We start from the raw sequence: 15,628 nt of genomic DNA on the forward strand, positions 1-15,628 counted from the left end.
GTTCCCTAAATCACTTATCGTTAGTGATAGCCAGAGTCACTTTTTAATTATTTTACAAAATACCATGCAATACAAAGTTCGCCAGAAACAGAATCGAAATGGCATACATGACTACAGGCACTTCTTTTCCTTTTCCAGCAGCAAGTTTTGCCAGCGGATACGCGATAAAGCCAAAAGCCATCCCGTCCACAATGCTATATGTAAAAGGAATCATGACCATGATTAAAAATGCCGGAAACGCTTCGGTAAAATCGCTGAAATCCATCTCCCTCACACCCTGTACCATCAAACCGCCGATGATGATCAAAATGGGAGCAATCGCACTGTCGGGAATATAACCGAGCAGCGGAATGAAGAAAAAGGTGGCGCCGAACAGCACAGCTGTTACAAGCGGAGTCAAGCCCGTGCGACCACCTGCGGCGATACCCGCTGTGGTCTCAGCTGCTGCCACGGGCGGACTGCTGCCGAAGATGCCCGCTAGCACCGTGCTAATCGACAGTGCACGCAGACTGCCCTTAAACCTTGCCGGACGACCAATCATGTTGGTCTGGGCGGTAATAAGCCCTATATTTTCAAATACAACGATTAATAGCAGCAGGAACACCGCGATCCAGAACGCAATATCCGCCAGCTTCATCAGAGACAATTCACCGAACAGACCTCCGTATTGACGCAACGCATCCATAGCAGATACCGCTTCGCCAGGATGTACCGCTCCCAGCACATAAGCAAGTCCTGTTCCGATCAGAATACTAATGAGTAGACCACCTTGTACATTTCGAATGAATAAAATAATCGCAAGTACTAATGTTACACAAGCCGTGATGACATTTGGATCATTGAAGTGCCCAATGGCAACAAAGGTTGTCTGATGGGCAATCACAATGCTACTCTTTTGCAATCCGATAAAAGTCAGGAACAGCCCTATTCCAACCGTGATACCATGCTGTAAATTTTTCGGGATTGCTTCGCTGATCAGTTTATATAATGATGTAAAAGCAACAATGGCAAACATTACACCAGTTACGGCAACGACCGCCAGCGCCTCTTGCCAAGTCAGCTTCATCGAGTGCACAAGTGTATACGTGAAAAATGCATTGATCCCCATGCCGGGTACGACTACAATCGGTGATTTACCGCCGAAGGCCATCAGCAAACATCCCGAAATGGATGTGAGCAACGTACCTACCATTGCTGCCTGTAAAGGCATCCCTGCATCGGCAAGAATCGTTGCATTCACCATCACAATATAAACGACAGCAAAATAGGATATGGCGCCAGCCACAATTTCCTTCTTCCACTGATCTTCTGGTTCCATGCCCAGTTGTCTGGACAACCACCCGTGTTTCATTCGTTTTGTTCCCCTCTCTGGCCGCAAATCATTATGTATATATCATCATTTCGCACAGCACAACATATCATACACCGTTTTCAAAGTGAAGTACATGACGTAATCCTGACATATTGAATTCCCAAACAATTCAATTATCACTCTATTTTCGATTGCCTGCAGCGAACGAAAAGAAAGGTATCAAAAAACGCAGGTGCTCAGGGCACCCGCGCTTCACTGTGGATCTGTATACGATGTAGCTTGATTTGATCTGTTGTTTCGCCTTAAGCCTCTGACTTCTCCGCTTTTTCAAGCAGATCTTTCACTGCAACACTGACCATAATCAATCCAGCTACCGGTGGTACAAAGGCATTGCTTGCCGGGGGTTGTTTCGCTTTGCGAATCTCTGGCGCATTCTCCGGAACGATTTTTTGCGTCACGTCTGCACGTGGCTTGAGTGGCTCCTCCGTGGAGAATACCACCTTAACCCCTTTTTTGATGCCGTCTTTGCGCAACTTGGTGCGCACCACACGGGCAATCGGGTCCATGGACGTTTTCGAAATATCTGCCACCTGGAATTTCGTCGGGTCCATTTTGTTCGCAGCACCCATGCTGGAGATCATTGGAATTTTGCGTTTCAGACATTCTTTAATGAGATGCACTTTGTAGATAATCGTATCGGAAGCATCCAGCACATAGTCCAGCTCGTACTTGAACAGTTCCTCATACGTTTCTTCGGTATAAAACATGTTCAGCGCAATCGCATCACATTCCGGATTGATCAGTTTCACGCGTTCTACCATCAAGTCAGCTTTTTTCTGACCTACCGTGGTCGTAAGTGCATGAATCTGACGGTTGATGTTGGTAATATCCACCACGTCTTTGTCAATCAGGATGATTCGGCCAACACCGCTGCGGGCAAGTGCTTCTACAGCAATACCGCCCACACCGCCGATGCCAAGCACAGCTACCGTACTATTTTTGAGCGTATTCAGACCTTCAGGTCCGATCGCAAGCTCTGTTCTTGAAAATTGATGGAGCATTGAGAATCGATGCCTCCTTTATTTCTTTTCCGCGACTGGCTTACGAGCTACACGGATATGAAGCTGTTCCAGCTGTGATCCATCCACTTCGGAAGGTGCATTCATCAGCAGATCGGTTGCACTTGCCGTTTTCGGGAAGGCAATCGTTTCACGCAGATTCGTGCGACCTGCCAGCAGCATCACGAGACGGTCCAAACCAAAGGCGATCCCGCCGTGTGGTGGTGTACCATATTCGAATGCTTCGAGCAGATAACCGAATTTGTCGTTAGCCACTTCTGGTGTAAGCCCAAGCGCAGCAAACATTTTTTCCTGTACATCACGTTTGTAAATACGCATCGAACCGCCACCCACTTCATAACCATTCAGAACAAGGTCATAGGCTTGTGCACGGATTGCACCCGGATCTGTGTCGAACAGATGTACATCTTCGTCTTTTGGACGTGTGAACGGATGGTGTTCCGCCACATAACGTTTTGCTTCTTCATCATAGCCTAGCAGCGGGAAGTCCACAACCCAAGCAAACTTGAATTTGCTGTCATCGATCAGACCGAGTTGACGTCCGATTTTCAGACGCAGGGCACCGAGAACATCCGCAACTACTTTTTTAGTGTCAGCGGAGAAGAGCAACAAGTCGCCTTCTTCAGCGCCTGTACGTTCTTTAACAGCTTCAATCTCTTCTGGCGTAAAGAACTTCACGATTGGCCCTTTGAACTCGCCATCTTTTACTTGGATCCAAGCGAGACCTTTAGCGCCGTAACGAGCAGCGAATGGTCCGAGATCATCGATCTCTTTACGGCTCCAAGTACCACAGCCTTTAGCATTCAGTACTTTCACTTCTCCACCTTTTTCGATGACGGAAGCAAATACTTTCACGCCGCTGCCTGCTACGATATCGTTCATTTCCACCAGTTCCATGCCAAAACGCAGATCCGGTTTATCTGAACCGTATTTGCCCATTGCATCAGCATACGTAATCCGTTGGAATGGCAACTCCAACTCAATGCCTTTTGTTTCGCGCAGCAATTTCGCCATCAACTGTTCCATCATCGGCAACAGGTCATCTTGTTGCAAGAAGGACGTCTCGATGTCGACTTGAGTGAATTCCGGTTGACGGTCTGCACGCAAGTCCTCGTCACGGAAACAACGAGCGATTTGGTAGTAACGCTCAACTCCACCAACCATCAACAATTGTTTGTAGATTTGTGGGGATTGTGGCAGGGCGAAGAATTCACCTTCATGAACACGGCTTGGTACGAGATAGTCACGCGCACCTTCCGGTGAGCTCTTTGTCAAGATTGGTGTTTCTACCTCAACAAATTCTTCACCGTCCAGGTAATCACGGAACACTTTAGACGCTTTGGAACGCAGTTTTAATGTTTCGAACATTTCTGGACGACGCAGGTCCAAGTAACGATATTTCAAACGCAGGGATTCGTCTACCTCAACACCATCTTCGATAAAGAATGGAGGTGTTTTGGCTGCATTCAACACTTCAATCTCTGTAATTTGCACTTCGATCTCGCCTGTTGGCAAGTTTTTATTAACGGTCTCTGCATCACGTTTAACCACTTTACCTGTTACCGCAATGACATACTCACTGCGTACACGATCTGCAATTTGCAATGCTTCACCGGAATATGCCGGGTTAAACACAACTTGTACAATTCCGCTGCGGTCGCGCAGATCGATAAAAAGTACGCCCCCCAGGTCACGGCGGGTCTGTACCCAGCCGTTCAATGTTACTGTTTCACCGATATGTGCGTTTGTTAATGCGCCGCAATGATGACTTCTTTTCATAACCAAACTCCTCTTATGTGAAATTTCCGTTCTGTGTAAGACAAGCTTGTAGCATGCCACCCACAATCCGGTTACGTGAAGACTTATATTCGAAAGGCATCCTGTCTCTGGAGATTACCATCCATACAACCGGAATCCTTTCACCATAGCCACTTGCCGATTCTACAACTGTCATTCCATCATAGGTTCTTAATTGTTTCCGCGTACCGCTGCCACCAGATCATCCAGCTTCACGGTCTGCTGCTCACCTGTATCCATCGCTTTGAGTGAAATCTCGCCACGCTCCAGTTCGTCATCCCCAAGGATCGCCGTATAACGAGCTTTGAAACGGTCAGCCGATTTCATCTGTGCTTTCATTTTGCGACCCAGATAATCACGCTCACCGGATAAGCCGGATTGACGTAACTTGAACAATAGTCGATTGACCTCACGATCCGCTGACTCACCAAGAGCGACGAAATATACGTCGAGCGGAGCTAGTGTAGTTACTTCAATATTTTGGTGTTCCAGAATGAGCTGAATACGCTCCAGACCAATACCAAAGCCGATACCCGGCTGATCCGGTCCGCCAATATCGCCAACCAGACCGTTATATCTGCCGCCGCCACCAACGGTATCAATGGCTCCAATCCCTTGTGCTTTTAGCTCAAATGCGGTCAGGGTGTAATAATCCAGCCCTCTCACCAGACGGTTGTTCACCGCATAGTCTACGCCGAAATCGTCCAGATACGCCTGCAGCTTGGCAAAATGACTTAATGATTCTTCATCCAGACTATCCAGAATGGACGGAGCCCCAACGAATTTTTCCTGATCTACCTTACAATCCAACACACGCAGCGGGTTACGCTCCATCCGGGATTGGCAGTCCTTGCAAAGTGTGTCCTTCATTGGTCTAAGGAAACCTAGCAGTGTCTCGCGGTATTCCGCCCGACTTGTTGCATTTCCCACCGAGTTAATTTCTACTTTGACATCTTTCAGTCCAAGCTCTACACACAGTTGATAACCGAGTGCGATAACTTCGGCATCAATTGCCGGATCAACGGCACCAAGAGCTTCTACACCGAACTGGTGGAACTGGCGCTGACGACCAGCCTGTGGACGCTCATACCGGAACATCGGACCGATATAATACAGCTTGCTCACATCCGGTTCGCCATACAGCTTATTCTCCACATAAGCACGCACTACGCCTGCAGTGCCTTCAGGACGAAGAGTCATGCTACGATTGCCTTTGTCATCAAAGGTGTACATTTCTTTCTCCACGATATCCGTCGTTTCTCCTACACCGCGTACGAACAAGGAGGTTTGCTCGAAGATCGGCGTACGAATCTCGCGGTAATTAAAACGTCGGCACAGATCGCGTGCTTTTTCTTCTACATACTGCCACTTCTCGACTACACCTGGTAGCAAATCCTGCGTTCCTGTCGGTTTTTGAAAAGCCATCTGTATCCCTCCAGCATTGATTTTCTCTGTAAACGTTAATTCTCAATGTACACTTGACCACTTCGATTGTAGTACCATCTTCCGATCGCTGTTATCCCGGGATTTTCCTGATCTAACTTTTAGAAATGTTAAAAATCCGGTGATAAAGGCGAAGCCTATGCTTCCGATGCAGCTTTCTTGCAGAAAGCTTTTAACTTCGTTTCTTCAGATTGGTTCTACACTCTACGTTCCCGTGTACAGGGAGAATCAACTAAAAAAACAAAAAAATCCCTCGCCCTGTGTGCTTATAAAAAGCAAACAAAGGGACGAGAGATTGTATATACATTCACCCGTGGTACCACCCACATTCCGGAAGCCTGATCATATAGCCGTTCAGGTTGTTGCTGTTACGTCAGGATGTTTTTAATGCTACATCCAGATTAACAGTTCTTCCGCTCTACGTATAACGCACGTCATGCGCAGGCCGGCTACTACGATCCGCAGATGCTATCTGCCTTGTTCGCCGTCTGTTCTCGGGGAAGTCATTCGTCCGCTCATCAAGAGAATCCTTACAGCCTTGGGGATTCCTCTCTGGTCATGTGGGTACGGAGTACTTGGTCCCGTCATCAAATCAGTCATATTCTTCAAAAAACGACTTTAGTTGACTATAGTCAACGTATTATTTTCTGATTGTAATGAACCGCAGTACTAAAGTCAAGGGCTAACATGCAAAGATAGAAAAAAAATAACCTGCACACGGTGTGCAGGTTCAAAAGATATATAAAAAAAGGGGGTCATGTCTGTTATTATAAACGCACATTGTTAAAGGCTTGTGTTACTAATATTACAGTAATATTACAAAAATGATAGCGCTTTAAAACTTGATTTTTCTACACTAATTTTGTTTATTAGTCAGCAAATTTGGACCCATCGAATCGTTGCGCATGACAAAAGACCCTTGCACCTTCCCGACAATAGGATACCGGGAAGGCGCAAGGGCCTGCATTGGTTTAATCGGTTAATCAAGTTCTTCCACATAGGCATGGTTAGAGCGAAGTTTATGAACGATCGCATCATAATCCTCGTCCCTTACTTTGGCAGACAGAACATAATGCAGGTCATCATAGTCGGCCGAAGTTACATCTGCAGCATCCAGCATATCTCCGTCCTCGTTCACTCTGTTGCGAGGATCACGTTCCGCGTCACGATTGACATCGGTGACAACCGGAATTACATTTTCGCTAGCTGGAACCCCAGGAGCTGCCCCTACGCCCATTGCACCGTTCGTACCTACACCACCAGCCGTATTGTAAGGAACTAGTGGAACCATAACTCGTGTATCTCTGCCAATGGCAGCATCCAGTTGACCTACTTCAAGCTGTTCGGTATGAAACGTTAATAGTGAAGTTCTTGCACCCTCTGCCTCGTCTTCGGTTCGAAAATACGCCTGAATATGTTTTGCCATGTCAAACCCTCCTTTATGGAATGAAATATATCATTAGAATGCCATTATCCAATTTAATTTACCCTTTTATGATCATATTACTTTCATTAATTCACGAACAAATGCTGGTTCATCTTCAGGTGTACGGGATGTAATATAGTTTCCGTCGACAACCGCTTCATGATCCTTGAAGTCGGCTCCTGCATTGACCATGTCATCTTTCAACGGGGGATAGGATGTAATTGTGCGTCCCTTGAGCAAATCTGCGCTAGCCAAAATTTGTGGACCATGGCAGATCGCAGCGATTGGTTTGTTAGCCGCATTGATTTCCGTAACAAACTTCAAGATATTTGCGTCTGTTCGTAAATTTTCCGGCGACGCCCCACCCGGAATAACGACAGCATCATAATCTGACGCATGAACCTCTGAGATCGCTTTGTCCGTCGTATAGGAAGCCTTACCTCCCTTGCCTTGAAGCGTTTCACCCGCTTTTAACCCGACAATGTGTACCTCATGTCCAGCCTTCTTCACCTCATCGTACGGAACCTTCATTTCTGAATCCTCAAACTCATTCGCAAGCAAAAAAGCAACTTTACTCATGATCTATGGTCTCCTTTCCGTATTCGAATGTGATTAAACCTAGAGAGTTTGATTCTATCCTTTGGTACGTCTTTTGTGCCTCGTTTTGTTATTACCCCAAGGAGTGCCTTTTATAACAATCAATACATTTGGAATTTGATTTTGCAGCCTTCCTCCGAGAAGATGAAATCCGAATCATAACAGCAAAAAGCCCCGGATTGTCAAAAAACCGGGGTTTCGAGCATAACTATTATGTTTTGTTAAATGGTTAGGCTATGGTCGTGGATGATGCTCCTGCCTGTCTTTATCCGAGGTTTGCAGCATCCACAATGTGGACACATGGGCTGCGGCAGAGCGGGCAAGTTGAAGTGACTCCGCCAGATTGCCAGGCATCATTAGCGGCTCGTTCTGGGTTTTAGTTACTTTTGCAGATTGGCGCATAATTAAGAGAAACTCCTTTGGTTAACAAAGATACACTCAATGTAATAACAACGTGTACTTCTCTCATTATGGCCTCTTCGCTGCGCAATTATACGAAAGCTCAGTCCCGTGAAGGACTTTCTAGCATCAGGGTAACCGGGCCCCAGTTCGTAAACGTAACATCCATCATCGCTCCGAAACGTCCCGTTTCCACCTGAATTCCTTTATCCCGCAACAACTGATTAAACATTTCATACAAGCGTTCAGCTACCTCTGGACGAGCCGCCGCAGCAAAACTCGGGCGTTTGCCTTTGCGACAATCACCATACAGCGTAAACTGTGAAACGGACAATACCGCACCGCCTACATCCAGCAGACTGAGATTCATCTTTTCCTGTTCATCCTCAAATATGCGAAGGCCGCTAATTTTATCTGCAAGGTAGATCGCATCTTTCTCCGTATCCTCATGAGTTATGCCTACAAGCAGCATCAAACCAGATTCAATTCTGCCTGTCAGTTCATCACCCATAGTTACCTGAGCCTCTTTACAGCGTTGTACCAGCACTCTCATTACGGACTCCCTACTGCATAATCCGGTGCACAGAATAAACGTCCTTCACCCGTTTGATTCGTTCCACGACGGCATGCAGATGATCTGTATTGCGAATCAGAATCGTGACGTGCACCAATGCCAATTTATTTTTATCCGTCCGTCCAGTGACGGCAGATATGTTCGTTTTACTTTCGGAAACAGCCTGAAGCACCTCATTGAGCAGTCCATTGCGGTCATGGCCTGTAATCTCAATATCGACACTGTAGCTTGATTCGATATTCTCTTCCCACTCAACTTCAATCACCCGTGCTGCCTCTTCTCCATCCGCGCTTGTAGGGATATTTGGACAGTCACTGCGGTGCACAGAAACGCCGCGGCCGCGTGTAACATAACCAATAATGTCATCTCCAGGCACAGGGTTACAGCACCTTGCAAAGCGAACCAGCAGGTTATCAATACCTTTAACTCGAATACCGTTGGTTGGTCTGTTTCTACGTTCAGGAGCCGGCTTCAGTTCACGCATCTCGGAATTCAGTTCCAGCAAGTTGGATTCTTCCTGCTCTTTACGAAGCTTTTCCGTTGCCTTCGTGACAATCTGAGCAGCCGTGATTCCGCCAAAACCAACCGCAGCTAACATATCATCGATATCATTAAATGCAAATTTCTTCGCAGCTTCCATTAGCTTGTCATCGGTCATCCACGCAGAAGGATCAAGTCCCATCCGTTTCAGCTCGCGCTCGCAGTTCTCCCGGCCTTTTTCTACGTTCTCTTCACGGCGTTCCTTCTTGAACCATTGTTTGATCTTGGCTCGTGCATGTGAAGATTTAGCTATTTTCAACCAGTCCTGGCTAGGGCCGTAAGAATGCTTGGAAGTTAGAATCTCGATAATATCGCCCGTTTTGAGATGGTAGTCCAGTGGAACAATTCGGCCATTTACTTTGGCACCAATGGTTCGGTTCCCCACCTCGGTATGAATGCGATAGGCAAAGTCTAGCGGCACAGAGCCGCTTGGTAATTCAATGACTTCACCTTTTGGCGTAAATACAAACACCAGATCGGAGAAAAAGTCCATTTTGAGCGATTCCACAAATTCGGAAGCATCCTGTGCTTCATTTTGAAGCTCAAGAATTTCCCGGAAAAAGGTGATTTTATCTTCAAACTGAGGCCCTGCCGCAGTTCCTTCTTTATAAGCCCAGTGTGCCGCGATACCAAACTCGGCTGTTCGGTGCATATCCCAAGTACGAATCTGTACTTCGGTTGGCTCACCGTTAGGTCCGACTACGGTAGTATGCAAGGATTGGTACATATTCGCTTTTGGCATAGCGATGTAGTCCTTGAACCGTCCAGGCATAGGCTTCCATAATGTGTGGATTATGCCCAGCGTAGCATAACAATCCTTGATATTATCCACAATAATACGAATCGCAAGCAGGTCATAAATCTCGTTAAACTGCTTGTTTTTGGTCGTCATTTTTTTGAACACACTGTAGATATGTTTCGGTCGTCCAGATAGGTCTGCTTGAATGCCCATCTCTTCGAGCTTGCTCGTAATACCGTCCATTACGGTGTCGATGTACTGCTCGCGTTCTGCACGTTTCTTATGCATCAGATTAGCGATACGGTAGTATTGTTGCGGATTCAAATAACGGAGGGCGATGTCCTCCATTTCCCATTTGATCGCAGAGATCCCCAAACGGTTAGCAATCGGACAGAAAATCTCCAGCGTCTCATACGAGATCCGGCGCTGGCTTTCTTCCGACTGGAACTTGAGGGTCCGCATATTATGCAGACGGTCAGCCAGTTTAATCACGATGACACGGATGTCCTGCGCCATGGCGATGAACATTTTGCGGTAGTTCTCGTTCTGCTGTTCTTCCTTGGAGCGGAACTGGATACGTTCCAGCTTTGTCAAGCCGTCAACAAGCATGGCACACGTATTGCCGAAACGAGTGCGGATCTCTTCAAGCGACACCGTAGTGTCTTCTACTACATCATGAAGAAGTGCTGCAATAATGGAGATGGTGTCCATCTGCATATTCACAACAATGTCGGCAACCGCAAGCGGATGCAGAATATACGGTTCTCCCGATTTTCGCGTCTGTCCGTGGTGAGCCTGATCAGCAAATTCGTAAGCTTCTCGTATGCGCACCAGATCGGGTTCTTTGATATACGCCCCGGCCTTCTCGAGTAATTGCTCTATGCCCATTCTGATCTGTTCCGTGTCCTTTCTATACAAAATGGAACCCGTGACAATACATCAACACAGGTTCCCCGTAAAAGTAATTTCCTATAATTATGACGCCTTGCCCGTTTCCCGTCAACTGCTGACGAATAAGAGCGTTTATCCAATTTTTTAAATGTTCGGTTATTATGTATTATTGCCGATATTTGAGGAAATAGAAGGGAAATTCGAGAAAATAAGTGATTTACAGTCCCAACCTGAAAATTGTTATTGCTAATTTGAAAGAAACTCTGTAATCTATTGAAAGTTTGTGTATCGGAAAAGGAGATGAGATTCATTGCAACGCGAAATTCAGGTTGATCAAAAGATGCCTTTGGGCTCAGGCTCGCTACTGAGTCTGCAACATTTGTTCGCCATGTTTGGCAGCACGGTATTGGTACCGAATTACTTTGGTGTTGATCCCAGTATGATTTTGTTGATGAACGGAATCGGAACATTGCTCTACATATTGATGTGTAAGGGGAAAATCCCCGCATATCTGGGCTCCAGCTTTGCGTTCATTTCCCCTGTATACTTGGTTTTGCAACAGCATCCCGAGAACGGATACTCTATGGCACTTGGAGCTTTTATCTTAACAGGAATTGTGTTCTGTCTAGTGGCGCTTCTTGTGAAATACGCTGGTACAGGATGGATTAATGTCGTATTCCCGCCAGCCGTTATGGGTGCCATCGTTGCTTTGATTGGTCTTGAGCTTGTGCCCGTTGCTGCGGGAATGGCAGGACTAATTAATTCCAATCCTGTGAAAAACCCTGATTGGATACCACAAGCTAAACCTATTATTCTTTCTATGGTTACCCTCGGAATCACAGTGATCGGTGCTGTAACCTTCCGCGGTTTCCCTAAAATCATTCACATTTTGATCGGTATTGTGTCCGGTTATATTCTTGGATATTTTATGGGCTTTGTTGAAAAAAGTAATATCTTAGATGCCAGCTTTCTCTCTACCCCAACCCTGACGACACCTACATTTGACTGGTCCGTAATCTTCACGATTTTACCGGTCGCACTCGTTGTAATTGTTGAACATATCGGCCACTTGCTTGTAACTAGCAGCATTGTAGGCAAAGATTTGTCCAAAGATCCTGGGCTTCATCGTTCGCTGCTTGGTAATGGTGTGTCTACAATTTTGTCTGGTTTCGTGGGTTCCACTCCGAATACAACGTATGGTGAAAATATCGGTGTTATGGCTCTGACTCGCGTCTACTCCATTTACGTTATCGGTGGTGCAGCTGTTATTGCCATCCTCCTCTCGTTCTCAGGTACATTTTCAGCGCTTGTGGCTAATATACCTGTTCCGGTTATGGGTGGGGTATCACTACTTCTGTTTGGGGTTATTGCAGCATCAGGATTACGTATTCTGGTTGAACAAAAAGTTGATTTTGCCAAACCGACGAATTTGCTGCTCACGACACTCATACTGGTTATTGGACTTAGTGGTACCGAAGTCTCCTTCTATGGTGTACATCTGAAAGGCATGGCGCTGGCCACGATTGCTGGTATGGTTCTCAGCCTGTTGTTCAAATTGTTCGAGGTCCTTGGTTTATTGAACGAAGATAGTCAAAAACAGCCGATTACCGAGAAAACACCTGATTAAGCATTAAATGAACAACTTTTATGATTCGCGTATGCTCATATCTATTCCAAGAACGTATTTCATCTTCAAAAAAAAGGTAACTCAAAAAGCCTGCGTCTCCAACTTAAGTGTTGGTGAAGCAGGCTTTTTGCCATTCATTAATGCTGTATATTATTTCCCGGGAAACTGGGAAGTTTACATCTGATACTCACAGTAAATCATAAGCTAATGTTACGTTTTAGTAGTTCATCAACGTAAACACATTCATATTCCCAGGCAATTTACCGCGCCCATTCAAATCCGTTAATTCAATCAGGAATGCAGCACCGACCACATTGCCGCCCAATTGTTCAATCAAATTGATGGAAGTTGCGATGGTACCACCCGTTGCGAGCAGATCATCTGCAATCAGGACATTCTGCCCTTTTTCGATCGCATCTGTATGCATTGCAAGTGTATCCTTGCCATATTCGAGATCATACCCTGCTTCGATTGTCGCTCCAGGCAATTTTCCACTTTTGCGAATTGGAGCAAAACCAACACCAAGAGCGTATGCAAGTGGGGCGCCCACAACGAAACCGCGTGCTTCTGGTCCAGCAATGACATCAATTTTAAGTTCAGAAACCATCTGTTTCAGTTCATTGATTGCATTGCGGTACATTTCTCCATCTTTCAACAATGTTGTGATGTCCTTGAAGCTGATTCCCGGTTGTGGAAAGTCAGGAATGACACGAATATACTCTTTAAAATCCAAAATAATCTCCTCCTAAAATAAATACACAAACTTCCATCTAAGATACGCCCTTCATCCGGGATACCATCCATTGTGTCAACTGAGGTGTGGATGCATCCAGCATCACCTGTTCGGTCTCAGCCATGTTTTCCAGCGCCTGATAATGACGTGCCGAAGTTAAATCACGTTTTGGCGGGTTGTCCGCAACCGTAATTTTGCCGTCCTTCCGAGTAATAAAGGATAGCTCCTCAAATACATCAAGCATCATCGTGATCATACGCGTAGAACAACCACACTGACGACTGAGCACAGGAATTATCTCCTGTTCCTCCACGGGTTCCGCTTTCCATTTGAACACCAGCATATAAATACGCTTGAACAGTTCTCTGGAGGGCATCTGAAGCCGGTCTCGACGGTTGCCTGATCCGTGCAGAAGGATGATATTCTCGGCTCCGCTGAATAAAGCCAGCATTGCATCAAGTTGTTCCGGAGTTTCTGGCGTATCAAACACAAATAACGTCCGGACTTGTTCCTGCCCATACTGCTCTGCAGCAGCATTACACGGAAATAACCCGACCTTTCTATCATATACCCAAAGGCACGGTTCATACAATGAATTTCCCTCAGAAACATTCGTTTCTTTTCGAACAATAGCCCCGATGGAACCCGCTTTATATCGCAGATGCACGTCAAGTGAGCTCAGAAAGTGCTTCATGGCGTTTAACGGCTCAGCATGTCCACGCATATCAAACACCTGTTCCCCAGGAACCTGAATGTCCTGAAGCATCATCTGCGGCTTTCTCATTCCATTCCATTCGTTGATGGATAGTTCCCCCATCACATCAATGACAGAACCTGGGGAGAGGAATTCAGCCAGTGCTCCCTTGCCGAAAGCAACTGTTTCCAATTGCTGTCCATCTTGTTCAAGAACCAGCTTCAAATGACGTTTTTCCCGCCCCATGGTTCTGGTTTCCTTGATAGTCACCTTTCTCAATACAAAACGTGGTGATGGGTTACTCATTCCAAACGGCTGCAATCTGTCAATCTCCTGGATCACCTTGAGTGGAACATCACTGATTCTGCATTCATCATCAGCCAGACGTTGAGGCACAAAGTCCTCCTCTGTCAGTACCGTTGCGGCAAATTCATTTAGCCCTGCCTCAAGCTCTTCCAATTGATCGCGATGCAGAGTCATCCCTGCTGCTGCAGGATGTCCGCCGTAATGATCCATACTATTTTTGTTCACTGTTAGTGCCTCATAGATATCAAGACCTTCAATTGAACGTGCAGAGCCTTTGCAGACGCCACTGTCGGGATCAATTCCCAGAATAAGTGTTGGGCGATAATATCGCTCCAGCAATTTGGAAGCCACAATACCGACTACACCGACATTCCAGCCTTCACCCGCCAGTACGATCACATCCGGCACGGATCCGGAACGCTGCTCAATTTTTTGTTCCAGCTGTGCTGTTGCTTCCTGTAGAATGCCCTCCACGACTTGTTGCCGCTCCCGATTTAGTAGATCCAGCTGTCCCGCGAGGGTATGCGCCTCATCCAAATCTTCCGTTGTGAGCAGTGAGACCGCTCTTCCAGCATGATCCAATCGACCGCTGGCATTAATACGTGGAGCCATGGCAAAAGCAATATTAATGGAAGTCACTTGGCTCTGATCTACACCACTAATCTCTAGCAAAGCACTGACTCCAGGCAGTTTGGAACCTCGCATGGATTCGATCCCGTAACTGACAATCACTCGATTCTCACCTTCAAGCGGCATCAAATCAGCCACGGTTCCAATCGCTGCGATCTCCATCCATTCACCTGGCACTTCACCAATCAGCGCTTGAGCAACCTTCAAGGCTACACCTGCCCCGGCCAGACCCTTGAACGGGTAAGGACAGTCTGGCAATTTCGGATTAATCAGTGTGTATGCCTCAGGTAAAACCTCAGGGGGTTCGTGGTGATCCGTAACAATGACTTCAATCCCCAGGGTTGCAGCATAAGCAATCTGTTCTACAGCGCTGATTCCCGTATCGACAGTAATAATCAACGTAACCCCTTGCTGATGAGCCCAATCCAAAGCATGGTTATGGAGACCATAGCCTTCGTTCGAGCGATGAGGAATATAAATATCGTATGATGCCCCCAAATGACGCATTAGATGGATCATGAGTGACGTACTGGATACCCCATCGGCATCATAATCTCCATAAATTAAAATATGTTCTTCTCGTTCCAATGCCAACTTGATTCGAGGAACCGCTTCACTCATACCCAGAAGCAGATAGGGATCATGCATCTGATTCAAATCAGGATGCAAAAAGCGTTCTGCTTCCTTTTCATTGTGCACACCTCGGCTTGCAAGCAAACGTCCAACGAGAGGGGAAACGGAAAGCGCCTGCGAAAGTCCCGCAGCCGCCTCCAGATTGATATGTGGTGTATTCCACTGATATTGCGAATAAAGCAACGATAACGCTCCTTTCCTGATCTAC

12 protein-coding genes are annotated in these 15,628 nt (G+C 46.4%); 1 reads left to right on the forward strand and 11 read right to left on the reverse strand.

Annotated elements, in window-relative coordinates; all coding sequences use genetic code 11:
* Positions 1 to 52 precede the first annotated feature (52 nt).
* The 9 genes from AB4Z30_RS07170 to AB4Z30_RS07210 all read right to left on the reverse strand — a co-directional run bounded on the left by AB4Z30_RS07170 (position 53) and on the right by AB4Z30_RS07210 (position 10,794).
* Positions 53 to 1,351 (reverse strand): NCS2 family permease, encoded by a 1,299-nt coding sequence (locus tag AB4Z30_RS07170; protein WP_441924726.1) that lies wholly within the window; start codon positions 1,349 to 1,351, stop codon positions 53 to 55.
* A gap of 263 nt (positions 1,352 to 1,614) precedes the next feature.
* On the reverse strand, positions 1,615 to 2,373 hold the full coding sequence (locus AB4Z30_RS07175) for a tRNA threonylcarbamoyladenosine dehydratase (protein ID WP_441924728.1): 759 nt from the start codon (positions 2,371 to 2,373) through the stop codon (positions 1,615 to 1,617).
* An 18-nt stretch (positions 2,374 to 2,391) separates the two neighbouring features.
* Complete coding sequence (gene aspS, locus AB4Z30_RS07180) at positions 2,392 to 4,170, reverse strand: aspartate--tRNA ligase (RefSeq protein WP_441924730.1); 1,779 nt, start codon at positions 4,168 to 4,170, stop codon at positions 2,392 to 2,394.
* 189 nt (positions 4,171 to 4,359) lie between these two features.
* The gene (gene hisS, locus AB4Z30_RS07185) at positions 4,360 to 5,613 is read right to left on the reverse strand and encodes a histidine--tRNA ligase (protein WP_441924732.1); all 1,254 of its coding nucleotides are present in this window, start codon (positions 5,611 to 5,613) and stop codon (positions 4,360 to 4,362) included.
* 997 nt (positions 5,614 to 6,610) lie between these two features.
* Entirely contained in the window at positions 6,611 to 7,057 is a 447-nt protein-coding gene (locus tag AB4Z30_RS07190; RefSeq protein ID WP_123066289.1) for a hypothetical protein, read from the reverse strand.
* Positions 7,058 to 7,129: 72 nt separating this feature from the next.
* Positions 7,130 to 7,636, reverse strand: coding sequence for a type 1 glutamine amidotransferase domain-containing protein (locus tag AB4Z30_RS07195; protein ID WP_441924734.1), 507 nt, complete (start codon positions 7,634 to 7,636; stop codon positions 7,130 to 7,132).
* Positions 7,637 to 7,888: 252 nt separating this feature from the next.
* Positions 7,889 to 8,056 carry a hypothetical protein gene (locus AB4Z30_RS07200; protein WP_441924736.1) on the reverse strand — a complete coding sequence of 56 codons (168 nt, stop codon included), beginning with the start codon at positions 8,054 to 8,056 and terminating at the stop codon, positions 7,889 to 7,891.
* 100 nt (positions 8,057 to 8,156) lie between these two features.
* Positions 8,157 to 8,606 carry a D-aminoacyl-tRNA deacylase gene (dtd, locus tag AB4Z30_RS07205; protein WP_441924738.1) on the reverse strand — a complete coding sequence of 150 codons (450 nt, stop codon included), beginning with the start codon at positions 8,604 to 8,606 and terminating at the stop codon, positions 8,157 to 8,159.
* 10 nt (positions 8,607 to 8,616) lie between these two features.
* Positions 8,617 to 10,794, reverse strand: coding sequence for a RelA/SpoT family protein (locus AB4Z30_RS07210; protein ID WP_441924800.1), 2,178 nt, complete (start codon positions 10,792 to 10,794; stop codon positions 8,617 to 8,619).
* A gap of 313 nt (positions 10,795 to 11,107) precedes the next feature.
* Between AB4Z30_RS07210 and uraA the strand changes: the two genes are divergently transcribed.
* Positions 11,108 to 12,424 carry a uracil permease gene (gene uraA, locus AB4Z30_RS07215; protein WP_441924740.1) on the forward strand — a complete coding sequence of 439 codons (1,317 nt, stop codon included), beginning with the start codon at positions 11,108 to 11,110 and terminating at the stop codon, positions 12,422 to 12,424.
* A gap of 217 nt (positions 12,425 to 12,641) precedes the next feature.
* Here the strand turns inward: uraA and AB4Z30_RS07220 are convergent, their stop codons facing one another.
* Together AB4Z30_RS07220 and recJ are read right to left on the reverse strand one after the other, a co-directional pair.
* The gene (locus AB4Z30_RS07220) at positions 12,642 to 13,157 is read right to left on the reverse strand and encodes an adenine phosphoribosyltransferase (protein ID WP_441924741.1); all 516 of its coding nucleotides are present in this window, start codon (positions 13,155 to 13,157) and stop codon (positions 12,642 to 12,644) included.
* Positions 13,158 to 13,194: 37 nt separating this feature from the next.
* A complete protein-coding gene (recJ, locus tag AB4Z30_RS07225; protein WP_441924743.1) occupies positions 13,195 to 15,603 on the reverse strand; it encodes a single-stranded-DNA-specific exonuclease RecJ in 2,409 nt (802 codons plus the stop codon).
* Positions 15,604 to 15,628 lie beyond the last annotated feature (25 nt).

The organism is Paenibacillus sp. 2TAF8, from assembly GCF_052114825.1.
Taxonomy (GTDB): domain Bacteria; phylum Bacillota; class Bacilli; order Paenibacillales; family Paenibacillaceae; genus Paenibacillus.